The organism is Nocardioides sp. WJ219 (genome assembly GCF_058559815.1).
Genome location: NZ_JBZUJV010000001.1, coordinates 358,016 through 382,185, shown reverse-complemented (window position 1 = coordinate 382,185; position 24,170 = coordinate 358,016). Strand labels below are relative to the sequence as shown.

Below are 24,170 nucleotides of genomic sequence, written 5' to 3'. Positions count from 1 at the left end.
CACCGAGACAGCCCGCCGACCTCGTCGGCGGGCTGTTCCGCGTCCGGGGCCCTCAGCGCCGGCGCAGCTCGACGGGCTGGCCGTCGCGGGGGAACGGCAGCGAGTGGTTGTTGAGCGGGGCGACGTACGACGGGTCGACCCGCCACTCGAAGCGGCGCAGCAGGTGGTGCATCACCGCGGTGACCTCCATGCCGGCGAAGACCATGCCGAGGCACTTGTGCACGCCCCCGCCGAACGGCTCCCACGCGAACCGGTGGCTCTTGTCCTCGCGGCGGTCGGGGGCGAACCGCTCGGGGTCGAACGCCGTGGGGTCCGACCACAGGGTCGGCATCAGGTGGGAGAACTGCGCGGCGACGGTGACGTAGCGCCCGGCGGGGATGCGCACGCCCTCGACGACGACGTCCGCGACGGTGCGGCGCACCACGACCGGCACCGGCGCGCGCAGCCGCAGGCACTCCTTCATCACCAGGTCGAGCGAGGTCAGGGTGTCGAGCTCGGCCAGCGACGGCCGGTCGGGCAGCGCCGCCGACTCGGCGCGGCAGCGCTCCTGCCAGTCGGGGTGCTGGCCGAGGTGCTGCAGCATCGTCGACAGCGTGCTGGTCGAGGTGTCGTGCGCGGCCATCATCAAGAACACCATGTGGTTGACGACGTCGTCGTCGGAGAACCGCTCGCCGTCGTCGGTCTCGATGTGGCACAGCTGGGAGAACAGGTCGTCGGTGAGCCGCGCGCGGCGCGACGGCAGGTAGTGCCGGAGCCACTGCTCGAGCACCTCGCGGCCGCGGTGGGCGCGCCCCCACCGGGTCAGGGGCAGGTCCTTGCGCACGAGCGCCGACGCCGCCTGCACGCAGGCGATGAACGCCTCGTTGACCCGCGCCATCTCCTCCGGCGTGGAGTCCTCGGCGCCGCCCATGAAGATGTCGGCGGCGACGTCGAGGGTCAGCTGCTTCAGCGCCGGGTAGGTCCTGAACGAGGTGTACGACGCGCCGCCCGGCCAGGTGGCGAGCCCGCGCTCGATCGCCGGGTGCATCCCGGCGGCGTACCCGCTCAGGCGGGGGCGGGTGAACGCCTCCTGCATGATCCGCCGGTGCAGGTGGTGCTCCTCGAGGTCGAGCAGCATCAGGCCGCGGTCGAAGAACGGCCCCACCAGCCGCGCCCACGCCGGTCCGTTGACGAACGCCTTGTGCGGGTTGGTCAGCGCCGCCTGGCACGCGTCGGGGCCGAGCAGCATCACCCACTCGTCGCCGAGGATCGGCAGCGGCGAGACCGGGCCGTAGTGGTCCCACTGCCGCTGGAAGAGCGCCATCGGGTCGCGGGCGTAGGACAGCGCGCGGCCCAGCACGGGCAGCCCGCGGTCGTCGCGGCGGACCGTGGGCAGCTCGCGGGCCGGCGTACCGGTCGACGTCACGTACACACCGTACGCAAGATCGCGGGCGTCGGCACCCGTCAGCGGAACCGGCGCAGCCTCAGCGAGTTGAGCACCACGAACACCGAGGAGAACGCCATCGCACCGCCGGCGATCATCGGGCTGAGCAGACCTGCGGCGGCCAGCGGGATCGCGGCGACGTTGTAGCCGAACGCCCAGAAGAGGTTGCCGCGGATCGTGGACAGGGTGCGCCGCGAGAGCCGGATGCCGTCGGCCGCGACCCGCAGGTCGCCGCGTACCAGCACGAGATCGCCGGCCTCCATGGCGACGTCGGACCCGGTGCCCATCGCCAGACCGAGGTCGGCCTGGGCCAGGGCGGCCGCGTCGTTGACCCCGTCGCCGACCATGGCGACGACGTGGCCGTCGTCCTGCCACCGGCGGACGACAGCGGCCTTGTCGGCCGGGAGCACCCCGGCCACCACGTGCTCGGCGTCGATGCCGACCTCGGCGGCGACGGCACGGGCCACGACCTCGTGGTCGCCGGTGAGCAGCACGGGCGTGAGCCCGAGGTCGCGCAGCCGGGTCACCGCCTCCGCCGACGTCGGCTTGACCGTGTCGGCAACGACGAGGACGCCGCGGGCGGCGCCGTCCCAGCCGACGGCGACGGCGGTGCCGCCGCCGGCGCGGGCCTCGTCGACCGCCCGGCGCAGGTCGTCGGGCAGGTGCAGGCCGCGGTCGGCGAGCAGGCTCGGCCGGCCCACCACGACGTCGATCCCGTCGACGACGCCGGTGACCCCGAGGCCCTCGAGGTTGGCGAAGCCGGTGACCGGCAGGTGGTCCTCGACGCCGCGGGCGATCGCGCGGGCGACCGGGTGCTCGGAGGCGTGCTCGAGCGAGGCGGCGAGCCGCAGGGTGCGCTCGTCGCCGACCACCTCGCGCAGGGTCATCTCGCCAGTGGTGACGGTGCCGGTCTTGTCGAGCAGGACGACGTCGACCCGGCGCGCCTGCTCCAGCGCCTCGGGGCCCTTCACCAGGATGCCGAGCTGGGCGCCGCGTCCGGTGCCGACGAGCAGCGCGGTGGGGGTGGCCAGGCCGAGGGCGCACGGGCAGGCGATGACGAGCACCGCGACGGCGGCGGTCACGGCGGCCGCCGTCCCGGCCCCGGTGCCGATCCAGAACCCGAGGGTGGCGGCCGCCAGCGCCAGCACGATCGGGACGAAGACGCCCGAGACGCGGTCGGCGAGCTGCTGGGCGGCGGCCTTGCCGCTCTGGGCGTCCTCGACCAGCCGCGCCATCTGGGCCAGCTGGGTCTCGGCGCCGACGCGGGTCGCGCGCACCACGATCCGCCCCCCGACGTTGACCGTCGCCCCGACGACCGCGTCGCCGGCGGCCACCTCGACCGGCACGGACTCACCGGTGAGCAGCGAGGCGTCGACCGCGGAGCTGCCCTCGACGACCTCGCCGTCGGTGGCCACCTTCTCCCCCGGCCGGACGACGAAGGTGTCGCCGACGACGAGGTCGGCGGCGGGGACGCGCACCTCGCGACCCCCGCGCAGCACCGCCACGTCGTGCGCGCCGAGGTCGAGCAGGGCCCGCAGCGCCGCCCCGGCCTGGCGCTTGGACCGCGCCTCGACCCAGCGCCCGAGGAGCACCAGCGTGGTCACGCCGGCCGCGGCCTCGAGGTAGATGGTGCCGGCGCCGTCGGTGCGCTCGATGACCAGGCGGAACGGGTGGGTCATCCCGATCGTCCCGGCGGTGCCCCACAGCAGCGCGTAGACCGACCAGCCGAACGCCGCCAGCACGCCGAGGGACACCAACGTGTCCATCGTCGCGGCGCCGTGGCGCAGGTTGGCCCACGCGGCGCGGTGGAACGGCCACGCCCCCCACACCACCACCGGCGCGGCGAGGGTGAGCGAGAGCCACTGCCAGCCGTCGACCTGGACGGCCGGCCACATGGCCATCACGACCACCGGGATGCTGAGCACGGCGCTGACCAGCACCCGGTCGCGCAGGCTGCGGCCGGGGTCGGCGGCCTCGTCGGTGCCGGGCTCGGGCTCGGCGCTCGGGAGCGCGGCCGTGTAGCCCGCGGCCTCGACGGCCGCGACCAGGTCGGCGGGGGTCACCGGGTCGGCGTAGGAGACGCTCGCCTTCTCGGTGGCGTAGTTGACCGTCGCGTCGACGCCGTCGAGCTTGTTGAGCTTGCGCTGGATGCGGTGGGCGCACGACGCGCAGGTCATGCCCGTGATCGCGAGCTCAGTGGTCGTCGTCGTGACCGTCATGGCCGGCCTCCAGGGTGAACGACGCCGTGCGCACGACGCCGGCGTGCTTGAAGTCGAGGTAGAGGTGGTAGCGACCGGCGCTCGGCACCTCGACCCCGAACTCGAGGGTGGGTCCGGCGGGGCCGTCCTCGGGGTGGACGTGGAGGTAGGCGAGGTCGCCCTCGCGCAGTGCGACCAGGTGCCCGTAGGCACCCAGGTAGGGGTCGAGGTCGGTGACCGGGACGCCGTCCCGGCTCACGTCGAGCGTGAGCGCCGCGTGCTCGCCGGCGACGAGCTCGCCCCCGACGTCGACCGTGTAGCCGTCGACGGTGTCGGTGGCGCTGAGCGGCGCCGCGGGGGCGAGGTCGGGCTCGCCGGGCACGGCGAGGTCGACGCCGAGCGTGAGCCCGTCGCCGCCGGTCGGCACGAAGTCGGCGAAGACCCGCCACGACCCCGGCGCCAGGTCGAGCGGCACCCGCCAGGTGCCGGAGGCGTCGAGCTCGGGGTGGACGTGCTGGAACCCGGTGAGGTCGCGGCGGACGGCGACGAGGTGCATCCGCTCGTCGTGCTCGACGTCGTAGGCGGTGACCGGCTCGCCCTCGGCGTCCTCGATCCGGAACCCGAGCTCGCGGGTGCCGGGGCGGTAGGTCGCCCGCTCGGGCACCAGCGTGTAGCCGTCCTGGCTGCTCGCGAGCCCGCCGGGCTCGGCCGGGCTCGCGGGCGTCTCGGTGGTCGTCTCGGTGCTCGTCTCGGTGCTCGTCTCGGTGGTCGCGTGGCCGTGGCCCTCCTCGTCGTCGGCGTGCAGCACCTGCCGGTCGTCATCCTCGGGACCGATCGGGCCGACGGGACCGGTGGCCCGGCCGACCCCGATCGCGGCGACGAGGACCGCGACCAACGCGACCGCGAAGGCCCCCAGCCTGGCGACGGTGGTCATGCCAGCCGGTAGCCGGCCTCCTCGACGGCCGCGCGCACGCTGCCGTCGAGGAGCGGCTGGTCGCTGGTGACGGTGAGCGCCCCGGAGTCGAGGTCGACCGAGACGCCGGTGACGCCGGCGACGTCGGTGACCTCCTCGGTGACCGAGGCGACACAGTGCTGGCAGGTCATCCCGGTGACGGTGTAGGTGGTCGTGGTCATGACTTCACCAGCCTCGCGATCGCAGCGGATGCTTCCTTGAGCTTGGCCTCGGCCTCCGGTCCGCCGGCGCGGGCGGCGTCGAGCACGCAGTGGCTCATGTGCTCGTCGACGAGCCCGAGCGCGACCGCCTGCAGCGCCTTCGTCACCGCCGAGACCTGGGTGAGCACGTCGATGCAGTAGGTGTCGTTGTCGATCATCCGCTCGATCCCGCGGACCTGCCCCTCGATGCGCTTCATGCGCTTGAGGTAGTCGTCCTTGCGGGTGGCGTAGCCGGGGTTGCCGTGGTCCATGCCGATTACCATACCCCCCTAGGGTACGACGGGCAAGAATCGGTCTCTCAGCCGACGGACGCCGCCCCGCCGGGTCGGGAGTGACCACCGCCACGCCGCCACCGTCTGTTTGACCGCCCGCGGAACGGGAAATGAACTCGGGGCGTCGAAGTCGATAACCTAGGCGGTTACGACCGGGTCGCAGCGTCGCGACGCGAGCCGGTCCGACGTCCGCAGCACCCCGTCATGTCCGCACCGGGCCCACCAGCCCCGCACCTGAGGCCACGCGTTGTCAGAGCAGCTCCTCGACGAGCCGGTCGACCCGACCAGCGAGGTCGACGACGCGCGCCCGCAGCGTACTCCGTGGCAGGCGATGCTCTGGGCCCAGCGGGTCTCGTGGTTCGGCGCGATGGCCTGCGCCCTGGTCCTGGAGCTGTCGGGCCTCATCGGCGCCGAGCGGCGCTGGTGGGAGTCGACGTTCGTCGACGGGCTGAGCTACGTCGTCGACAGCTTCGTCATCTGGCTGATCCTGGTGGTGCTGATCGGGCTGACCAACCGGGTGATCCTCTCGCTCGGCATCGTGGCGTCGTTCACGGTGGTGGTGGCGGTGGCCAACCGGCTCAAGCTCGGTCTGCGGTCCGAGCCGATCTACCCCAGCGACGTCGACTTCCTGAGCCAGCACGAGTTCCTCACCTCGTTCGTCTCCCCCACCATGCTGGTGGTGGCCGCCCTCGGGCTGGCCGCGGTCGTGTGGGCCGCGTGGTTCCTGGGGCGCCGGTTCGAGCCGCCGATGATGTCGGTCTGGCCGACCGACCTCTCCCCCCGCCGCCAGCTCGGCGCGGTCCTGCTGCGGGCCGCGGTGATGACGATGGCCATCGCGCTGCTCGTCGACGCCACCAAGTTCAACGACCCCGGCAACGGGTGGCGCGGCCTCTACGAGGTCGGCGACTCCCGTCGGTGGCGCTACTGGGACCAGAACGAGAACTACCTCGCCAACGGGTTCGTCGGGGGCTTCCTCTACAACATGCCGACCGTGGCGATGGAGACCCCCGAGGGCTACGGCGAGGAGACGATGGACGCCCTCGCCACCCGCTACGAGCGGGCTGCCGCCAAGGTCAACCGCAACCGCACCGGCTCCCTCGACGACGTCAACGTCGTGATGGTGCTGAGCGAGTCGTTCTCCGACCCCACGGCGCTGCAGGGCTTCGAGCTGGAGCAGGACCCGATCCCCCGGACCCGCGCCCTGATGCAGTCGGGCACGTCCGGCACGATGCTAGCCCAGCTCTACGGCGGGGGCACCGCCAACATGGAGTTCGAGCTGCTCACGGGTCAGTCGATCGGCCTGTTCGAGCCCCAGCTCAACTCGCCGTACCAGATGCTGGTGCCGGAGTACGACGACTACCCGTCGGCGGTCGGCTGGTTCGGCGCGCAGGGGCACACCCCCGTCGCCGTGCACCCCTACATCACCAGCTTCTACAAGCGTGACCAGGTCTACGACGTGTTCGGCTTCGACACCTTCATCCACGACACGACGCTGTCCGAGCAGGAGCGGATCGAGGACAACGAGTTCATCTCCGACGCCTCCGCCTTCGACGAGGTGCGCCAGCAGATCGACGACTCCGAGGCGCCGTTGATGGTCAACCTGGTCACGATGCAGAACCACATCCCGGTCGACGGCAACTACTCCGACCCGATCGGCGTGACCGGGGTCGAGGACGCCCAGGCCGAGCGCATCGGCAGCTACGCGCGCGGGCTGGCGCACACCGACGAGGCCCTCGCCGAGTTCCTCCAGGAGCTCAAGCGGTCCAAGGAGAAGACCGTGGTGGTCTTCTACGGCGACCACCTGCCCGGCATCTACGACTCCTCGATCTCCGAGCAGAACCCGGACGAGGACATGTACACCACGCCGTTCTTCCTGTGGAGCAGCGAGGGCACGCCGCGCCGTCAGCTGCCGCAGAGCAGCCCGACGCAGTTCCTGCCGATGCTGTACGAGATGGTCGACGCGCCGGTGCCGCCGTACTTCGTGCTGCTCGACCGCCTGCGGGCCAAGGTCCCGGCGCTGGAGCAGGGCCGGCTGCTCGACCCCAGCGGTCGCAAGATCACCGCCGACGACCTCGACCGCCAGGGCAAGCGGGTGCTCGACGACGCCCGGCTGGTGCAGTTCGACTTCTCCATCGGCGACCGCTACTCCGTCGACCGGATGTGGCCCGGGTCGCTGCGCTGAACGACGCCTCGCCGGCCCCGCTCGGGCTCCCGTCCTTCGCACCCGTCGCCCGGCTGCGGCCGGTGGCGGTCGTGCAGCCGGGGACGGCGCTGCCCGCGGCGCCGTACGTCGCGGGCGAGCGCGACGTCGACGGGCCGACGGAGGTCGCGCTGACCGTCGGCGACGCCCGCCTGCGGGCGACGTGGGACGGCCGCCAGGTCGCCCTGCACGTCGGCGGCCCCGGCGGCACGACGAGGCACGTGAGCCGGCGCCACGGCGCCGGCTCCGCGCCGACGGCGCTGGCGATCGCGCTCACCGGGCCGATCGTCACCGCGCTGGTCCTCGAGGCCACCGGGTGGGTGGCGCGCGCGGTGGTCGACCTCTCCCTGGTCGACCGGTTCCCCGACGTGCACGACCCCGACGTGCTGGCCGGACTGGCCGCCGAGGGCGACCGGACCGGTTGCTTCGGGCAGCTCGGGCTGCGCGACGTCCGCGTGGTCACGCACGCCGACGGCACGGCGTACGACGACGGGAGCGGGTCGGCGTTGCTGACCGCCACCAGCGCCGGGCCCGGGGGCTTCCGGACGGGCCACACCTCGGTCTGGGCGCTCGACCCGGACTCGCTCGTCCTGGCCCACCGCGCCGACCTCTTCTTCCGCCGGGGCGGCCGCGTCCTGGGCGACCACGCCACGCACCTGCTCCGCGACGGTGACCGGTGGCTGGTGGCGACCAGCACGTGGGGCGACTTCGACCGTCGGCTCCACCCCCGGGTCACCACCACCGTCGCGACCACGACGTCCGACGTGACGCGCGGGAGCCACGTGCTCGACGCAGCCCCGCTGGCGCTCCCGGTCGACGGCCTGCGCTCGGTCGGCACCTGGGACCCCCACCTGGTCCGCACGCCCGAGGGGTGGCTCGCGACCTACGTCAGCGCCACCCGGTTCTTCCGCTTCCACCCCGTCGTGGCCCGGGGCGCCGACCTCGACCGGCTGGAGCTGCACGCCTCGGCGACGGGGCGGACCGCGACCGAGGGCCCGACCCTGGTCCACCGCGACGGCACCTGGTGGGTGCTGGCCTCCGACGGCCGCGACGGGCCGCGCGGCTCGCGGGCGGCGTACCCGGTCCTCGACCTCGACCTGCGCCAGCACGGCACCCTCGACGCGGCGTACCCGACGAACATCCCGTGGCCCACCGTCGTCGACCTGCCGGGTCGGGGCGGGCCGCTCCTCGTCGGTTTCGACGGCTCCTCGGCCGGGGGCGCGCTGCTCGGCTACGGCACCCACGGGGCGCTGGTGGTGCAGGCGCCCCGGCTCGGGTGAGGATCCTGATGAACGCCTCGCCCCCGCGCTGCGCTACGGTCGGCAGCCGCGGCCAGAGGCGGCCGCCTCCCTACGAGAGGACAGAGATCTTCATGAACCGCACCGAGCTGCGCGAGGCCATCGCGACCGACACGGGCCTCAGCGGCGCGCAGGCCGACCAGGCCCTGACCGCCGTCCTCGACGCCATCACCGCCGCGCTCGCCAAGGGCGACAAGGTCACGCTGCCGGGCTTCGGCACCTTTGAGACCCGCGAGCGCTCCGCCCGCCAGGGCCGCAACCCCCAGACCGGCGAGACGATCGACATCGCCGCCAGCACCGCCCCGGCGTTCAAGGCCGGCGCCAAGCTCAAGCAGGCCGTCTCCGGCAGCTGATCGGCTGATCCGCTCAGCCCGAGCCGGCCACGCGTGCGCGTGGCCGGCTCAGCCTCCCTCACCCCCCTGATAGGCGACGCCCAGGCGATCGAGGCGTCATGATGGCGCGGGAGGTGATCGGATGTTCGGCAGCGACGACGCACTGATGCGTCGGCTCTTCGACGCCACCCCCGACGCGCTCTGGCTCATCGGTTTCGACGGCGAGACGCTGATGGCCAACCAACGGTTCGCCGACCTGGTCGGCCACCCGCTCGAGTCCATCACCGACCTCTCCGGCTTCGACCTCGCCGACGATGCCGGCCGGGCCGACTTCGAGCGGCACCTGCAGGGCATGCGCGACGGCCATCCCGGCGTCGTCAACGAGGACGTGCTCGTCGTGCGCAGCGACGGCACCCGGATCTGGGCGCTGTCCAGCTCGGCCCCCGTGCCCGACGCCTCCGGTACCGGGACCCTGGGCTACCTGCACCGGCTGACCGAGCACACCGAGCGCCGCCGGCTCCTCGACGAGCTGCAGGACCGCGAGATCCAGCTGGCCACGGCCCACCGCATCGCCCGCCTCGGCAGCTGGACCTACGACGTCGCGGCCGACCGCATCGTGTGGTCGCCCGAGCTCTACGAGGTCTACGGCGTCGAGCTCGGGGACTTCACGCCGACCTACGCCGGGTTCCTCGAGCGGGTGCACCCCGAGGACCGCGACGCGTTCCGCCAGGCGTTGTTCGAGGCCCTCAACGGCGCCGACCGCTACGTCTTCGAGGGCCGCTCCCTCACCTCCACCGGGGACGTGCGCTGGATCCGCGGCATCGGCGAGGTCGAGCGCGACGAGGACGGCGTCGCCGTCCGGCTCAGCGGCACGGGCCAGGACGTCACCGAGCGCCGCCAGGCCCTCGAGACCGCCACCAACGCCACCCGCCGCCTGGTCCTGCTGCAGCAGCTCGCCGAGGCCGCCAACCGGTCGAGCACCCTGGCCGACGCGCTGGTGCGCTCGGCCCACCTGCTCCGCGACTCCCCCGAGTGGACGCCGCTGTGCGTGGCGCTGCGCTCCGAGCGCGGCCAGCCGCTCAGCGTCCTCCGGCTTCCCGAGCCGGTTCCCCCGGGCTCCCCCGAGCCCGACCTCGAGGCCGCCGACGAGTGCTGGCGCACGCACGCGATGGTGCGCACGCCGCTGGCCGGCACAGACGCGGTCCTGATGAGCCTGCCGGTGCAGGCGGGCCGGGCCATGGCCTGCGTGGCGCAGATCGTGGCCCATGCCGCCGACGACCCGGACTACACCTGGTCGGCGATGACCCAGGTGTGCGACCAGCTGAGCAGTGTCGCCGAGCGCCAGCGGGCCGCCGCCCAGCTCGCCGAGGCCCGCGACGAGGCGATGGCCGCCTCGCGGCACAAGTCGGAGTTCCTGGCCACCATGAGCCACGAGATCCGCACCCCCATGAACGGCGTCATCGGCCTGACCGACCTGCTCCTGCACACCGACCTCGACCCCCAGCAGCGCCGCCTGGCCGACGGGCTGCGGGGCGCGGGGCTGACCCTGCTGGCCCTGATCAACGACATCCTCGACCTGTCCAAGATCGAGTCGGGCAAGCTCGAGCTCGAGACCATCGCGTTCGACGTCCGGACCGTCATCGAGGAGACGATGATGATCCTGGCCGGTCCGGCGCAGGACAAGGGCCTCGACCTCGTCGTCGGCGTCGCGCCCGAGGTGCCCCGGCTGGTCCGCGGCGACCCGGTGCGGCTGGGGCAGGTGCTCACCAACCTGGGCAGCAACGCGGTCAAGTTCACCGAGGCCGGCGAGGTCGTGGTCGACGTCCAGCTCGCGCCGACGTCGACCGACCCGGCCGCCGCCGAGCCCGACGGCGTGGTGCTGCAGGTCGAGGTCCGTGACACCGGCATCGGGATCGGCGACGACGAGGTCGAGGGTCTCTTCGACGCCTTCACCCAGGCCGACCGCTCCACCACCCGGCAGCACGGCGGCACGGGCCTGGGCCTGGCGATCTCGCGCCAGCTCGTGGAGGGCATGGAGGGCGAGGTCGGCGTGCGCAGCGCGCCGGGGGCCGGCAGCGTGTTCTGGTTCACCGCCCGGTTCGGCGCCGTCGCCGCCGAGACCGCTCGCGCCCACCTCGACCAGCCCCTGCGCCGCCGCCGGGTGCTCGTCGTCGACGACAACCCGACGTCGGCGGTGTTCCTGGCGCGCCAGCTGCGGGCCTGGCAGCTGCCGGTCGACCAGGTCGGGTCGCCCGACGACGCCGTCGCGGCGCTGACGGCCGCCGACGCCGAGGGCTCGCCGTACGACGTGGCGCTGGTCGGCCTCGGTGCGCACGGCAGCGAGGCCAGCGGGCTCGACCTCGGACGACGGCTGGCCGCCGCGGCTCCCACGCTCGACCTCGTGCTCGTCGCACCCGAGGGCGCGGTCGGCGACGACGAGCTCCGCGCGGCCGGGTTCGGTGGCTCGGTGACCACCCCGGTGCGGGCCTCGTCGCTCTACGCGGTCCTGCTCGACGCCCCTCACGACCATCCCCGACCCTCCGAGGTGCCCGTGCGCGACGACCACCCCCAGCTCGGCCTCCACGTGCTCGTCGTCGAGGACAACGCCGTCAACCAGCTCGTCGCCACCGGCATGCTCGAGAACCTCGGCTGCACCGTGGTCTCCGTCGACAACGGCGCGGAGGCCGTCGACGCGCTCGCCGAGGGCCACGGGTTCGACCTGGTGCTGATGGACTGCCGGATGCCGCGGATGGACGGCTTCGACGCCACCCGGGCGGTCCGGGCACGCGAGCGGGACCACCACGTGCCGATCGTCGCGATGACCGCCTCGGCCCTGCCCGGCGAGCGCGACCGCTGCCTCGCGGCCGGCATGGACGACTTCCTGACCAAGCCGGTCGACCCCGCCCAGCTCGCCGCCGCGGTCGCCCGGGCCGGCGCCGCCCTCGGGCCCGCCGGGGGTGCGCCCGCCGACGTCGCCCGGTCGGCGGTGCCGGCCGGCGCCCTCGACCCCGAGCGCGTCGCCCTGCTGAGCGAGATGGTCAAGGACGGCGTCTCGTTCTTCGAGCGCACCCGGATGTCGTTCCTGTCCCGGATCGACGGCGCGCTCGCGCAGATCAGCATCGCGGTCCAGGACGGCGACGCCGAGCGCACCGCGGCCGACGCCCACCAGCTGCGCGGCAGCGCCCTCAACCTCGGCCTGGTGCGGGTCGGCGCCGCCGCCGAGGCGATCGAGGAGCTCGCCCGGGGCGGCGACCTCACCGGCGTCGACGCGCTGCTCGACACGCTGCGCGCGGCGATCAGCGAGGGCGTCGAGGCCCTGACGGCGGTGGGACGGGGCTGACCCGCCTGACCCACCCTGCGTCGTCGACCTAGGCTGTGCGGCACCGGTTTCGCGCCACCCCTGCGGACCGGTCCGAGACCACCCACCCCGTGGTCGCCCACCCTCCGGAACGGACACCACCCATGTCGCTCACGTCCCCGCCCCCTGCCGCGCCCTCCGACGTCTTCGAGCTCGGTCCCGAGCACGAGCAGGTCGTCTTCGCCAACGACCCCGCCACCGGCCTGCGTGCCATCGTCGCGATCCACTCCACCGCCCTCGGCCCCGCGCTGGGCGGCACCCGCTTCCACCCCTACGCCTCGACGGGCGACGCCCTCGCCGACGTGCTCGACCTCTCGCGCGGGATGTCCTACAAGGCCGCGCTCGCCGGGCTCGACCTCGGCGGCGGCAAGGCCGTGATCATCGGCGACCCCGCGACCCTGAAGTCCGAGGCGCTGCTGCGCGCCTACGGCCGCTTCGTGCAGTCCCTCGCGGGGCGCTACCACACCGCCTGCGACGTCGGCACCTACTCCGAGGACATGGACCACGTCGCCCGCGAGTGCGACTACGTCACCGGGCGCACCGTCGCCCAGGGCGGGGCCGGCGACAGCTCGGTGCTCACGGCGTACGGCGTGTTCCGCGGCATGCTCGCCGCCGCCGAGGCCGCTTGGGGCACCACCCGCGACGTGCTCGACGGCCGCCGGGTCGGCGTCGCCGGCGTCGGCAAGGTCGGGCGGCACCTGGTCGGCCACCTGGTCGAGGCCGGCGCGCAGGTCGTGGTCACCGACGTGTGGGAGCCGGCCCTCGACCGGATCCGAGCCGAGCACCCGTCGGTGGAGGTGGTCGCGTCCACCGAGGCGCTGGTCGCCTCCCCCCTCGACGTCTACAGCCCCTGCGCGCTCGGCCACGCGCTGACCGACGAGGTCGTCGAGGTGCTCTCGGCGCGGGTCGTGTGCGGCGCCGCCAACAACCAGCTGGCCCACGCCGGCGTCGAGAAGACGCTCGCCGACCGCGGCGTGGTCTACGCCCCCGACTACTGCGTCAACGCCGGCGGGCTCATCCAGGTCGCCGACGAGCTGCGGGGGTTCTCGTTCGAGCGCGCCCAGCAGCGCGCCGCCCTGATCTACGACACCACCCGCACCGTGCTCGAGCTGGCCGCCGCCGACGGCGTACCCCCCGCCCTCGCCGCCGACCGCCTCGCCGAGCAGCGGATGCGCGAGGTCGGTCGGTTGCGCGGGATCTGGCTGGGCTGAGCGGTCGCTGCCGGCGGGCGCAGGGTTACCCGGTGCACCGGGTAATCCGCACACCGCCGCGCCCTCCCGACACTGTCACGGCGGCGGGAGGGTCAGCGCGAGGGGAGCGTCAGTCGCGAGGCGGGCCGGCGTAGTCCGACCACTCGTCGTCGGGCTCCTCGACGGGAGACGGCGGGTCGTCGGGCCCCCCGTGCAGCTCCTTCGCGAGCGCTCCGAAGTCCGTCTCGTGAGTACGGTACTTCAGGTCGCGGGCGACCTTCGTCTGCTTGGCTTTCGCACGGCCGCGGCCCATAGGGTCCAGCCCCCTCGCACACTTGGCCGGGCGCGGCGAACGCGTCCCGGGCTTCTTTGACAGAATCTCGTGGTCGTAACGCTACCTGTTCGGTGTCTGTTCCGGCACGCGGGATGCCCGTTTGGTGACGTGATTTCTTCGGCACCCCTGCGGCGCCGCTCACCAGTCGGGGTGCTGGCCCACCAGACGCACCGTCGCGGCCTGGTCGGGGTCGACGTCGACCTGCCCCGCGACCCACGCCCGGACCCCGATGCCCTCCAGCAGGTGCAGGGCGGGGTCGACCGAGTCGGGGGGGCACAGGACGACCATCCCGACGCCGCAGTTGAGGGTCGACTCGAGGTCGTCCTGGCTCAGGTCGCCGGCGCGGCGGACCACGTCGAAGACGGGCTGCGGGTTCCAGGTGCCGCGCTCGAGGGTGGCGCGCAGCTCGGCCGGCAGCACCCGCGCCAGGTTGGCCGCGAGACCGCCGCCGGTGACGTGGGACATCGCGTGCAGCTCGGTGTGCGCGGCCAGGGCCAGGCACGTCTTGGCGTAGATCCGGGTCGGCTCGAGGAGCTCCTCGCCGAGGGTGCGCCCGAGCTCGGCCACGTCGCGGTCGAGCGCCCAGCCCTGCCCGCCGTCACCGGGCGAGCCCAGCAGGACGTGGCGCACGAGGGAGTAGCCGTTGGAGTGCAGCCCGGACGACGCCAGGGCGATCACCGCGTCGCCCGGCCGGACCCGTCCGGGCCCGAGCAGCCGGTCGGCCTCGACGACACCGGTGGCGGCGCCGGCGACGTCGTACTCGTCGGGACCCAGCAGGCCGGGGTGCTCGGCGGTCTCGCCGCCGACCAGGGCGCAGCCGGCCTCGATGCACGCCTCGGCGATGCCCTTGACGATCGCGGCGATGCGCTCGGGCACCACCCGGCCGGTGGCGATGTAGTCGGTCATGAACAGCGGCTCGGCGCCGCAGACCACCAGGTCGTCGACGACCATCCCGACCAGGTCGAACCCGATCGTGTCGTGCTTGTCCATTGCCTGGGCGATGGCGACCTTGGTGCCGACACCGTCGGTGGAGGTCGCCAGCAGCGGCCGGGTGTACGACGTCAGCGCGGAGGCGTCGAAGAGCCCCGCGAAGCCGCCGAGGCCACCGATCACCTCGGGCCGGGACGCCTTGGCCACCCAGCCCTTCATCAGCTCGATCGCGGTGTCGGCCGCGTCGATGTCGACGCCCGCGCGGGCGTAGGCGTTCTGCTCGGTCACGGGCGGGTCCTCACGGGCTGGTCCTCACGGGTTGTTGAGCACGGGCAGCGCCTTGCCGTGCGTGGGCGCCTGGATCGAGGTCTCGAGCAGGTGCTTGCCGAGCAGGCTCTCGTCGGGCAGCGGCACCGGGTACTCGCCGGTGAAGCACGCCTGGCAGAGCGCGGTCGCGGGCTGGCCGGTCGCCTCGACCATGCCCTCGAGCGAGATGTAGCCGAGGCTGTCGGCGCCGACGCTGGCGGCGATCTCGTCGCCGTCGAGGCCGTTGGCGATCAGCTCGGCGCGGGTGGCGAAGTCGATGCCGTAGAAGCACGGCCACTTCACGGGCGGGCTGGAGATCCGCACGTGCACCTCGAGCGCGCCGGCCTCGCGGAGCATCCGCACCTGGGCGCGCTGGGTGTTGCCGCGCACGATCGAGTCGTCGACGACGACGATCTTCTTGCCGCGGATCATGTGCGGCAGGGCGTTGAGCTTGAGCCGGATGCCGAGCTGGCGCAGGGTCTGGCTCGGCTCGATGAAGGTGCGGCCGACGTAGGCGTTCTTGACGAAGCCCTGGCCGAACGGGATGCCGGACTCCTCGGCGTACCCGGCGGCGGCCGGGGTCCCGGACTCGGGCACCGGGATGACCAGGTCGGCGTCGATCGGGAACTGGCGGGCCAGCTCGCGGCCCATCTCGACCCGCGCCTCGTGCACGCTCCGGCCGCTGATGGTGGCGTCGGGACGCGCGAGGTAGACGTACTCGAAGACGCAGCCCTTGCGCTCGGGCTCGGCGAACTTGTAGGTGCGCAGCCCGTCGGCGTCGATGACGACCATCTCGCCCGGCTCGACCTCGCGCACGACGCTGGCGCCGATGGTGGCGAGCGCGGAGTCCTCGCTGGCCACCACCCAGCCGCGGTCGAGGCGGCCGAGCACGAGCGGCCGGATGCCCTGCGGGTCGCGGGCGGCGTAGAGGGTGTCCTCGTTCATCCACACGAAGCAGAACGCGCCGCGCAGCAGCGGCAGCACCTCGAGCGCCCGCTCCTCGAGCGTGGTGTCGGGGTGGTGGGCCAGCAGCGCGGTGACCAGGCTGGTGTCGTTGGTCGAGACGTCGAGGCCCTTGACGTGCAGGTCGAGCTCGCCGTCGTCGCCGGGCAGCTCGCGCACCAGCCCGGCCAGCTCGTGGGTGTTGATCAGGTTGCCGTTGTGGCCCAGCGCGATCGAGCCGTCGCCGGTCGGCCGGAACGTCGGCTGCGCGTTCTGCCAGGTGCTGGCGCCGGTCGTGGAGTAGCGGCTGTGGCCGATGGCGAGGTGGCCCTTGAGCGAGTTCAGGGTCGTCTCGTCAAAGACCTGGGAGACCAGCCCCATGTCCTTGTAGACCAGGATCTGGCGGCCGTTGCTCACCGCGATGCCGGCCGACTCCTGGCCGCGGTGCTGGAGGGCGTAGAGACCGAAGTAGGTCAGCTTGGCGACGTCCTCGCCCGGCGCCCAGACACCGAAGACGCCGCACGCGTCCTGGGGTCCCTGGTCGTGCGGGTCGAGTGCCGCGGTCAGCCGGCCGTCGCCGCCGGGCCGGGAGCGACTGCTCTGGTAGGGCACGAGCCCAGCGTAGTGGCCAGGACCGCCCTGGACCGAAGTGCGGACGCTGGGCGGTTCGGCCACCGACTCACCGGTGGCGCCGTAGTCTGGGGGTCTGCCCCTAGCGAGGTTCGCACCTTGGCCGAAGGATCCCCTCTCCCCCGCCCCCAGATCGACGTCACCACCTGGTCCGACGCCGGGTCCCGTGACGCCCTCGACCTGGTCGCCTCCTCGGTGGCGGAGATGGTCGGCTTCGAGATCGCGATCATCAGCGTGGTGCTCGGGGAGCAGATGTACTCCGTCTCGGTCGAGGGCAGCAACGACGCCACGCCGGCGATGATCGGGCTCGCCACCCCCGTGTCGCTGGTGCTCCCCGAGCTCGAGCGGGCCGACGACTGGGGCCGGTTCCGGTTCGTGCCGGAGGAGCGGCTCGAGGCCGGCGGCCGGCCGATCGGGTGGGTGCCCGCCCTCGAGCCGAACGACTCCCCCGACGCCTGGCACGCGCTCGACCTGCTGATCGCGCCGCTCTACGACGCCCACGACACCATGATCGGCCTGCTCTCGATCGACGTGCCGATCAGCGGACGCCGGCCCGGCCCCACCCAGCGCCACCTGCTCGAACGGTACGCCGCGCAGGCCGAGCGGGCGCTGCGCATGGCGGTGGAGCGGCACGACCTGGCCGAGCGCATCCGGCTGGCCGAGACCGCCCGGCGGGTGGTGCGCTTCGCCACCTCGCAGGGCGACCTGGAGAGCGTGCTCCACGACTGCCGGCAGCCGCTGCTCGAGGGGTTCCGCGCCGACTTCGTGACGATCAGCACCTACGCGACCGGGGCGCTCCCGGCCACCGGCACCCCGACGGCCGACCTGCCCCCCGCCCTGGCCGACACCATCCGGGCGATCTCGCGCCGGACGTGGCACGCCCAGCAGGTCGTCATCGGGGGCCGGCACGAGCCCCCCGACCCGTTCCTCGACGACGACGAGGTGCGGACCAGCCAGGAGGCGCTCTCGATGTTCGGCCTCGGCACCGCGATGCTGGTGCCGCTCGGCGCCGGCCGCGAGAGCCTGGGCCACATCGTGCTCGGCCGCGAGGACCCTCACCTGCACTGGAGCGCCGACGAGCGCGCCGGTGCCCTCGACATCGCCCGCGACATCGGGCAGGCGGTGATCAACTCCCGCAACCTCGTCCACGAGCAGCAGCTCGTCTCCGAGCTGCGCCGGTTGACGACGTACAAGTCGCAGCTGCTGAGCACGGTGTCCCACGAGCTGAAGAACCCGCTCGGCGCCGTCACCGGCTACGTCGAGCTGCTCGACGGCGACCCGTCGATCGTCGGCGACGCCCGCCGCTCGATCGTGGCGCTCGACCGCGCCGCCCGGCGGATGGCCCGCGTCGTCGACGACCTCCTGCTCCTGGCCCAGGTCGAGGACCCCGACAGCGCCAAGCCGACCGAGCCGATGGACGCCGTCCCGGTGCTGCTCGACGCGATCGAGCTGACCCGGGTGGCGGCCGAGCGGCGCGGGCTCACCCTCGAGCTCAGCGCCCCCGACGGCGAGGTCCTGGTGTGCTGCGAGGCCGGCGACCTCGACCGGGTGCTCACCAACCTGGTGAGCAACGCCATCAAGTACACCTCGCCGGGCGGCACCATCACGCTGACCCTGGTGGAGCGCCCCGGCGACGTCGAGCTGTCGGTGGCCGACCAGGGCATCGGCATCTCGGCCGACGACCAGGAGCGGCTCTTCACCGAGTTCTTCCGCTCCACCAACCCCCAGGCCGTCGCCCAGCCGGGCACCGGGCTGGGGCTGACCATCTGCCGCCGCATCATCGAGCGGCACGGCGGCCGGATCGAGGTCGAGTCCGAGCTCGGCGTCGGCAGCACGTTCCGGGTGTTCCTGCCGGCGCCGTAGCCCGGCGCCGTAGTGCCCGTCAGGCCGGGGCGACGACCTCGCCGAGGCCGGCCCCCAGGGCCGCGCGGGCGAGGATGCCGTCGGCCACCGCGGCAGCCTGGGCGCGGATCTCCGGGATCGCGGTCGACTCCCAGAGCGTGCCCCTGCGCGGCGGGCCGACGGCGTACAGGCCGGGGGCGGCGGCGCCGGTCTCGTCGACCAGCTCGCCGCCGTCGAGGGTCTCGACGCCGAGCAGCAGCGAGTCGGGGACGACGAGCCCGCGCTCGCGCAGGGCCAGCAGCAGCGGGTCGGCACTGCGGGTGATGTCGGTGGCGGGGCCGGTGCAGTTGACCACGGCCTGGGCCGCGATCGGGGTCGGGACCTCGCCGACGGTGACCAGGCAGTGGTCGCCGCGGTCGGCGATGGTGGCCACGCCACCGCCGAGGATGCTGAGCCGGCCGTCGTCCTCGTAGGCGCGGATCCGCGCGGCGACCTGGGGCGCCATCCGGTGGCGGCGCACCTCCCACTCGCGCGCGTGCACCTGGAGGAAGCGGCGTCGCTCGGCGAGCGGGAGCCGCTTCCACAGCGACGGCGTCGCGGCGCGCAGGCCGTCGACGACGGCGCGCCAGCCGACCCCCTGGGCCGCGGCGGCCCGGACCTGGTCGGTGACGTGCGCGGCGAGCAGGTCGGCGGTGAGCGGACCCTCGGGGACCGGCTGGACCCACGCGGTCGACTGCTGGGCGACGTGCGCGTGCGGCAGCCGGCCGTGGCGGCTGACCATCACCACGCGGCGCCGTGGGCCCTCCTCGAGCAGCGTGATCACGGTGTCGACGGCGGTCAGGCCGGTGCCGACGACGACGATCGTGGCGTCGTCGGGGAGCAGCCGCAGGGCGCCGAGGTCCCACGGGTCGGCGAGGTGCCAGGGCGCCGCCGGCAGCGTGTCGCCGTCGAGGAGCAGGGGCCGCGGCCGCTGGTTGCCGTAGGCGAGGACCACGCTGTCGACGGTGGTGGTCACGTCGTCGGTGCGGACCTCGTAGGTCCCGCGCCCGGCGACCGGGACGACGTCGTCGACCCGACCCGCGCAGATGGTGAGCCGGTGGTCGGCCACCGCCGCGAGCTTGTCCTGCAGGTACGCCGCGAAGTCGAGGCGGGGCAGGAAGGCCTGCGGGTCGTCGCTGCGGCCGGTGCGCCGGGCCCACTCGATGAGGTCGGACGGCACGTCGGGCAGGGCGCTCATGTGGCGCGAGCGGACGTTGAGCAGGTGCCGCGGGTCGTTGGTGCCGTAGGCGACGCCGCGGCCCACGATCCCGCTCGCCTCGTGGATCTCGACGCGCAGGCCGAGGTCGGCGCTGCGGGCCAGGAGGTTGATGGCGGTCAGCACGCCGCTGGCGCCGCCGCCGATCACGGCGACGCGGTGGTGCGGGCGGACGGCGTCGCCCGCGGACGTGTCGACGGGGGGCTGCTGCGTGACGACCATCCGGTAAGTCTACTGAGAAAGTCGAGTCAGGTCGAAACGTGCAGCTCGGGCGGGTCGCGCCTCACCTCATGGCGCGGGCGCCCTGCTCGATGGCCTCGCGGATGCGGACGTAGGTGCCGCACCGGCAGATGTTGCGGATCCGGTCGAGGTCGGAGTCGCGGATCTCACGACCCTCGCGGCGGACGCGCTTGACCAGGGCGACGGCCTCCATGATCTGGCCGGGCTGGCAGTAGCCGCACTGGGCGACGTCGCGGTCGATCCAGGCCTGCTGCATCGGGTGGAGGTCGCCGGGCGTGGTCCTGGCGAGCCCCTCGATGGTGGTCACCCGGTCGCGGGGCTTGAGGTCGCCCACCTTGACGGCACACGGGTTGAACGCCTTGCCGTTGATGTGCGACGTGCACGCCTTGCACACGTTGATGCCGCAGCCGTACTTGGGGCCGGTGACCCCGAGCAGGTCGCGCAGCACCCAGAGCACCCGGACGTCGTCGTTGACGTTCACGGTGACGGTCTTGCCGTTGAGGATGAAGGTCTGCTTGGGCATGGGTTCGTCTCCTCCCTCAGCGGGTGAGCTTGAGGCCGTTGGTCGGCGACGGCGGGACGGGTGGCACGAACGACTTCGGCTTGAACGAGATCTCGTCGTGGTTGATCGGGAAGAACTTCGGCAGCGTCCCGGTGGCCCGGGCGTAGGCACAGGCGACCGCGGCGGCCGTCGACCCCACTGCCGCCTCGCCGACACCGCCCGGCGTCTGCGAGTCGGACTTGATGATGTGGACCTCGACCTTCGGCGGCACGTTCCACTGGCGGGTGTAGAAGTAGTTGTCCCAGCTGGCCTCGAGGAAGCGGCCGTCCTTCAAGTGGCAGCTGCTGGTGAGGGTGAGGGCGATGCCGTCCATGGCCCCGCCCTGCATCTGGGCCTCGATGCCGCGCGGGTTGATCACCAGGCCGGCGTCGACCGCGATCACCAGCTTGGTGACGCGGGGACCGGTGAGGGTCTCCTTGCCGAGGTTGCGGTTGACCGTCTGCGGGCGGCAGTCGATCTCGGCGAGCACAGCCGTGCAGCCCTTGTACTCCTTGTGGATGGCGATGCCCTGGGCCGTGCCGGGCGCCATCCGGCGGCCCCAGCCGCCCTCCTCGGCGACCTTGCGCAGCGCGGTCCTGACCCGCTCGTTCTTGAGCATGTCGAGGCGGAACCGCAGGGGGTCCTTGCCGACCTTCCGGGCGAGCTGGTCGATGGTCAGCTCGGCCGCGACGCAGGTGTCGGGTGAGTAGATGTTGCGCATGCTGCCGGTGCTGAACCTGTCCTCGAACTCGAGCGGCTCGTTGAGCAGCTGGGTGACCACGCCGAAGTTGTAGGGCAGCTCCTGGGTCAGGGTGAAGATCGTCTGGGCGAACGACAGCCCGCCGAGCCCGATGGGGTCGAGCTCGTCGGCCTGGGAGGTGATCATCTCGCCGAGCCCGTGGCTGAAGTCGGTCGTGACGCTGGTGTGCCGCTGCTCGAAGCTGAGCACCTGGTCGCCGAGCACCGTGGCCCGGCACCGCGAGGTCGCCATCGGGTGCAGCCGGCCGTGGCGCGGCTCGTCGGCGCGGTGCCACATCAGCTTGACGGGGACCTTCATGGCCCTGGAGATGGTCGCGGCCTCGATCGCGTGGTCGCCGAACAGCTTGTGGCCGAACGAGCCGCCGCCGGTGATCACGTTGACCTTGACCGCGTTCTGCGGCAGTCCGAGGACCGCGGCGATGTTCTGCTGGGCCAGGATCGGCACCTTGAGGCCGGCCCAGACCGTGGCGCGGTCGGGGCGGACGTCGGCGATGGCGGCGTACGGCTCGAGGGCGGCGCTGCTGCGGAACGCGAAGACGAAGTCGGTCTCGACGGTCTTGGCCAGGATCGGCACCTCGGGCACGACCATCGGCAGCTCGCCCTTGCGCAGCTTGCGCAGCACCGTCGCGTCGGACTCGCCGGCGACCGGACCGGGCTTCCACTCGACGTCCATCTTGCGGATCGCGTCGATGCACTGGCCGAACGTGCGCGCCCGCACGGCGATGCCGGTGGGCACCTGCGCCACGTGGGTCACGCCGGGCATCCGCAGGACCGCGGCCTTGTTGCGCAGCCGCCTCGGCGTGCCCTGGTGCGTGGGTGCGCGGCAGACCATCGTGGGCAGCGCCCCGGGCACCTGCAGGTCGGTGGTGAAGTCCTTCTGGCCGGTGACCGCCGCGCGGGCGTCGGTGCGGTTGCGCGGGCGGCCGAGGACCTTGAACTTCTCCTTCGGCCGCAGCACCACCTCGACCGCCTCGACGACCTGGCTGGCGGCGTCGGAGGCCAGCTCGCCGTACGTCGCGCTCCGGCCGAGCTGGTCGCTGATCACGCCGCCGGTGGTGAAGAGCCGGTCGGCGGTCGTGCCGAAGAGGATCGCGGCGGCCTCGAGCAGTCGCTGGCGCGCGACTGCGGCCGCCACCCGGATCGGCGTGTAGGTCGAGAACGTGGTGTTGGAGCCGCCGGTGAGCTGGTTGAGCAGCAGCTCGGGGCGGGCCGGGGCGAGGGTGACGTCGACCTTGTCGACGGGCAGGTCGAGCTCCTCGGCGAGGATCATCGCCGTCGAGGTGATGATCCCCTGGCCGACCTCCATCCGCGGGAGCGCGAACTTCGCGCGGCCCTCCTTGGTGATCGTCACCGTGATCAGCTGCGAGGTCGCCAGGGCGGCGTCGGTCTGGAGGTCCTCGAGGTCGTAGAGCTCGGGGATCTGCGGGCCGGACGGGATGGCCGCGCGGGCCGGCCGGCCCGAGACCAGGTCGGCCGCGACCACGAGCGTGCTGCCCGCCATCACGTAGCCGATGAACTTGCGGCGGTTGAGCCCGGCGAACGGGTCGTCGTGGTCCGCGGGCGTGCCGGAACCGTGGTCGAGAGCAGTCATCTGTGGATCCCCATGGTTGCGAACGACCCGGACTCCGAGCAGGTCACCGGGTGAGCAGCGTTCGTCCTCCCACTGTGACAGCCGTCACCGCCCCGCACCATGGCGTCGGCGCCCAGCCTCGCCGCCGGACGGTTGTGCACCGTGCACAGGATTTCATCCAGGAGGGTGGGAAAGTCCCAGGGCGTGGGCCCGCAGGGCGAGGTCGAGCTCGACGGGCGGGGCCTCGTCCTGGAACGACAGGCCGGTCAGGCTCGAGACCCGGCGGAGCCGGTTGACCACCGTGTTGCGGTGGCAGTGCACCGCGGCGGCGGTCGCGGTCGCCGAGCCGCCGACGGCGACCCAGGCCGTCAGGGTGTCGAGCAGCGCCCGCCGCTCGGGGGCCGGCAGCACCTGCAGGGGGCCGACCCAGCGGGCGACCAGCCGGTGGGCCATGTCGGGTGAGCTGAGGAGCAGGACCTCGGGCAGCCTGTCGTCGAAGGCGGCCAGTCCCGGGGTGCCGCCCTGGGCGCGCAGGGCGAGGGTGGCCTCCCGGAACCCCGGCTCCACCGCCGCGAGGCCGGGCACCACGCTCGAGACCCCGACCGGCACGCGCAGGCGCTCGGCGACGACCCCGAGGGCCGCCAGGGCGTCGGCCGGGCTGTCGTCGCGCAGCGCCACGAGGCCGACGACGCCGCCCGTGCGGCGTACCCAGGCGGTGGCGTGGGGCGCGAGCCGGTCGTCGGCGAGCCGCCGGTCGAGGTCGGCTGCGGTGACCACGAGCAGGTCGGCCTCGGGGGCGAGGTCGAGCAGCCGCCCGGCGTCGTGGGCGAAGCCCCGCTCGCGGCCGCGGCCGCCGAGCAGCCCCTCCCACAGCTCGGCGCGCTGCTGCTCGTCGGCGCGCACCAGGGCGCGCTCGTGGGCGTGGTAGGCGAGGGCGACCTGGGCGGAGGTGACGTCGACGACCTCCCACAGGTGGGTGCCGATGTCGCGCAGCTCGGCGGCGTCGAGCACGTCCTCGCCGCGCGCGATGAGGTCCTCCCACACCGCCCGGCCGCCCAGCCGGAACGACCGGAGGACGTCGTCGAGCGGCACCCCCTGCTCGGCCCGGCGGCCGCCGGTGGCCCGCGCCGCGTCGTACGCCGGGTCCTGGTCGGAGCGTCGTGGTGCCGCCCCGGCGCGCACGGCGTCGCTGAGCAGCTCGAGGATCCGCTCGACGTTGGTCGCGCAGGAGTGGCGCAGGTCGGCACTGGCGACGTGGTGCACCCGGTAGGCCGGGTTCTCGCGCTCGATCGTCACGACCAGGCGGTCGGTGATCGGGCCGACCCGCTCGCGGCGGTGCCGGCTCAGGAAGTCGAGCGTCGCGGCACGCACTGCTCC

General features: G+C 73.4%; 18 protein-coding genes. 6 read left to right on the top strand and 12 right to left on the bottom strand.

The genetic code is table 11. The features are described 5' to 3' along the window. Positions 1-52: 52 nt before the first annotated feature. From AC4MBH_RS01815 to AC4MBH_RS01795, 5 genes are read right to left on the bottom strand one after another with little or no spacing between them, the layout of a single operon-like run. A complete protein-coding gene (locus AC4MBH_RS01815; RefSeq protein WP_491792621.1) occupies positions 53-1,405 on the bottom strand; it encodes a cytochrome P450 in 1,353 nt (450 codons plus the stop codon). A 38-nt stretch (positions 1,406-1,443) separates the two neighbouring features. Continuing rightward, positions 1,444-3,642 (bottom strand): heavy metal translocating P-type ATPase, encoded by a 2,199-nt coding sequence (locus AC4MBH_RS01810; RefSeq protein ID WP_491792620.1) that lies wholly within the window; start codon positions 3,640-3,642, stop codon positions 1,444-1,446. Continuing rightward, the gene (locus tag AC4MBH_RS01805; RefSeq protein ID WP_491792619.1) at positions 3,617-4,555 is read right to left on the bottom strand and encodes a DUF8832 domain-containing protein; all 939 of its coding nucleotides are present in this window, start codon (positions 4,553-4,555) and stop codon (positions 3,617-3,619) included. Before AC4MBH_RS01805 ends, AC4MBH_RS01810 begins: the two co-directional genes overlap by 26 nt. After that, a complete protein-coding gene (locus AC4MBH_RS01800; RefSeq protein WP_491792618.1) occupies positions 4,552-4,755 on the bottom strand; it encodes a heavy-metal-associated domain-containing protein in 204 nt (67 codons plus the stop codon). Before AC4MBH_RS01800 ends, AC4MBH_RS01805 begins: the two co-directional genes overlap by 4 nt. Next, positions 4,752-5,045, bottom strand: coding sequence for a metal-sensitive transcriptional regulator (locus AC4MBH_RS01795; RefSeq protein WP_491792617.1), 294 nt, complete (start codon positions 5,043-5,045; stop codon positions 4,752-4,754). Before AC4MBH_RS01795 ends, AC4MBH_RS01800 begins: the two co-directional genes overlap by 4 nt. Positions 5,046-5,313: 268 nt before the next feature. On the opposite strand from AC4MBH_RS01795, the gene AC4MBH_RS01790 reads away from it, so the two are divergent. The 5 genes from AC4MBH_RS01790 (at position 5,314) to AC4MBH_RS01770 (ending at position 13,465) form a co-directional block, all read left to right on the top strand. Beyond that, positions 5,314-7,248 (top strand): LTA synthase family protein, encoded by a 1,935-nt coding sequence (locus tag AC4MBH_RS01790; protein ID WP_491792616.1) that lies wholly within the window; start codon positions 5,314-5,316, stop codon positions 7,246-7,248. Then, positions 7,227-8,546 (top strand): hypothetical protein, encoded by a 1,320-nt coding sequence (locus tag AC4MBH_RS01785; protein ID WP_491792615.1) that lies wholly within the window; start codon positions 7,227-7,229, stop codon positions 8,544-8,546. The genes AC4MBH_RS01790 and AC4MBH_RS01785 overlap by 22 nt, the downstream gene beginning before the upstream one ends. A 92-nt stretch (positions 8,547-8,638) precedes the next feature. Next, positions 8,639-8,917, top strand: a complete 279-nt coding sequence (locus tag AC4MBH_RS01780; protein WP_491792614.1) for an HU family DNA-binding protein — start codon at positions 8,639-8,641, stop codon at positions 8,915-8,917. A gap of 121 nt (positions 8,918-9,038) precedes the next feature. Then, positions 9,039-12,236 carry a response regulator gene (locus tag AC4MBH_RS01775; protein WP_491792613.1) on the top strand — a complete coding sequence of 1,066 codons (3,198 nt, stop codon included), beginning with the start codon at positions 9,039-9,041 and terminating at the stop codon, positions 12,234-12,236. Between the two features lie 122 nt (positions 12,237-12,358). After that, the gene (locus tag AC4MBH_RS01770; RefSeq protein ID WP_491792612.1) at positions 12,359-13,465 is read left to right on the top strand and encodes a Glu/Leu/Phe/Val family dehydrogenase; all 1,107 of its coding nucleotides are present in this window, start codon (positions 12,359-12,361) and stop codon (positions 13,463-13,465) included. Between the two features lie 109 nt (positions 13,466-13,574). Here the strand turns inward: AC4MBH_RS01770 and AC4MBH_RS01765 are convergent, their stop codons facing one another. The 3 genes from AC4MBH_RS01765 to purF form a co-directional block, all read right to left on the bottom strand. After that, positions 13,575-13,757, bottom strand: a complete 183-nt coding sequence (locus tag AC4MBH_RS01765; RefSeq protein WP_491792611.1) for a DUF3073 domain-containing protein — start codon at positions 13,755-13,757, stop codon at positions 13,575-13,577. 159 nt (positions 13,758-13,916) lie between these two features. Continuing rightward, positions 13,917-14,996: a phosphoribosylformylglycinamidine cyclo-ligase gene (gene purM, locus AC4MBH_RS01760; protein ID WP_491792610.1), complete on the bottom strand. Its 1,080-nt coding sequence runs from the start codon at positions 14,994-14,996 to the stop codon at positions 13,917-13,919. A gap of 24 nt (positions 14,997-15,020) precedes the next feature. After that, the gene (gene purF / locus AC4MBH_RS01755) at positions 15,021-16,568 is read right to left on the bottom strand and encodes an amidophosphoribosyltransferase (protein ID WP_491792609.1); all 1,548 of its coding nucleotides are present in this window, start codon (positions 16,566-16,568) and stop codon (positions 15,021-15,023) included. 117 nt (positions 16,569-16,685) lie between these two features. Here purF and AC4MBH_RS01750 point away from each other — a divergent pair, with 117 nt between their 5' ends. Further along, the gene (locus tag AC4MBH_RS01750; protein WP_491792608.1) at positions 16,686-18,449 is read left to right on the top strand and encodes a sensor histidine kinase; all 1,764 of its coding nucleotides are present in this window, start codon (positions 16,686-16,688) and stop codon (positions 18,447-18,449) included. 19 nt (positions 18,450-18,468) lie between these two features. Here the strand turns inward: AC4MBH_RS01750 and AC4MBH_RS01745 are convergent, their stop codons facing one another. The 4 genes from AC4MBH_RS01745 to AC4MBH_RS01730 form a co-directional block, all read right to left on the bottom strand. After that, positions 18,469-19,905, bottom strand: a complete 1,437-nt coding sequence (locus AC4MBH_RS01745; protein ID WP_491792607.1) for an FAD/NAD(P)-binding protein — start codon at positions 19,903-19,905, stop codon at positions 18,469-18,471. Positions 19,906-19,966: 61 nt separating this feature from the next. After that, positions 19,967-20,446 (bottom strand): (2Fe-2S)-binding protein, encoded by a 480-nt coding sequence (locus AC4MBH_RS01740; RefSeq protein WP_491792606.1) that lies wholly within the window; start codon positions 20,444-20,446, stop codon positions 19,967-19,969. A gap of 16 nt (positions 20,447-20,462) precedes the next feature. Then, positions 20,463-22,814, bottom strand: a complete 2,352-nt coding sequence (locus tag AC4MBH_RS01735; protein ID WP_491792605.1) for a molybdopterin cofactor-binding domain-containing protein — start codon at positions 22,812-22,814, stop codon at positions 20,463-20,465. A 153-nt stretch (positions 22,815-22,967) separates the two neighbouring features. Continuing rightward, entirely contained in the window at positions 22,968-24,164 is a 1,197-nt protein-coding gene (locus AC4MBH_RS01730; RefSeq protein WP_491792604.1) for a PucR family transcriptional regulator, read from the bottom strand. Positions 24,165-24,170: the final 6 nt, after the last annotated feature.

Bases quoted from the DNA above. Each gene is read 5' to 3' on its own strand.
- AC4MBH_RS01810 (WP_491792620.1), bottom strand. From the start codon at position 3,642: ATGACGGTCACGACGACGACCACTGAGCTCGCGATCACGGGCATGACC.
- AC4MBH_RS01805 (WP_491792619.1), bottom strand. From the start codon at position 4,555: ATGACCACCGTCGCCAGGCTGGGGGCCTTCGCGGTCGCGTTGGTCGCG.
- AC4MBH_RS01800 (WP_491792618.1), bottom strand. From the start codon at position 4,755: ATGACCACGACCACCTACACCGTCACCGGGATGACCTGCCAGCACTGT.
- AC4MBH_RS01795 (WP_491792617.1), bottom strand. From the start codon at position 5,045: ATGGACCACGGCAACCCCGGCTACGCCACCCGCAAGGACGACTACCTC.
- AC4MBH_RS01780 (WP_491792614.1), top strand. From the start codon at position 8,639: ATGAACCGCACCGAGCTGCGCGAGGCCATCGCGACCGACACGGGCCTC.
- AC4MBH_RS01775 (WP_491792613.1), top strand. From the start codon at position 9,039: ATGTTCGGCAGCGACGACGCACTGATGCGTCGGCTCTTCGACGCCACC.
- AC4MBH_RS01770 (WP_491792612.1), top strand. From the start codon at position 12,359: ATGTCGCTCACGTCCCCGCCCCCTGCCGCGCCCTCCGACGTCTTCGAG.
- AC4MBH_RS01765 (WP_491792611.1), bottom strand. From the start codon at position 13,757: ATGGGCCGCGGCCGTGCGAAAGCCAAGCAGACGAAGGTCGCCCGCGAC.
- AC4MBH_RS01745 (WP_491792607.1), bottom strand. From the start codon at position 19,905: ATGGTCGTCACGCAGCAGCCCCCCGTCGACACGTCCGCGGGCGACGCC.
- AC4MBH_RS01740 (WP_491792606.1), bottom strand. From the start codon at position 20,446: ATGCCCAAGCAGACCTTCATCCTCAACGGCAAGACCGTCACCGTGAAC.
- AC4MBH_RS01735 (WP_491792605.1), bottom strand. From the start codon at position 22,814: ATGACTGCTCTCGACCACGGTTCCGGCACGCCCGCGGACCACGACGAC.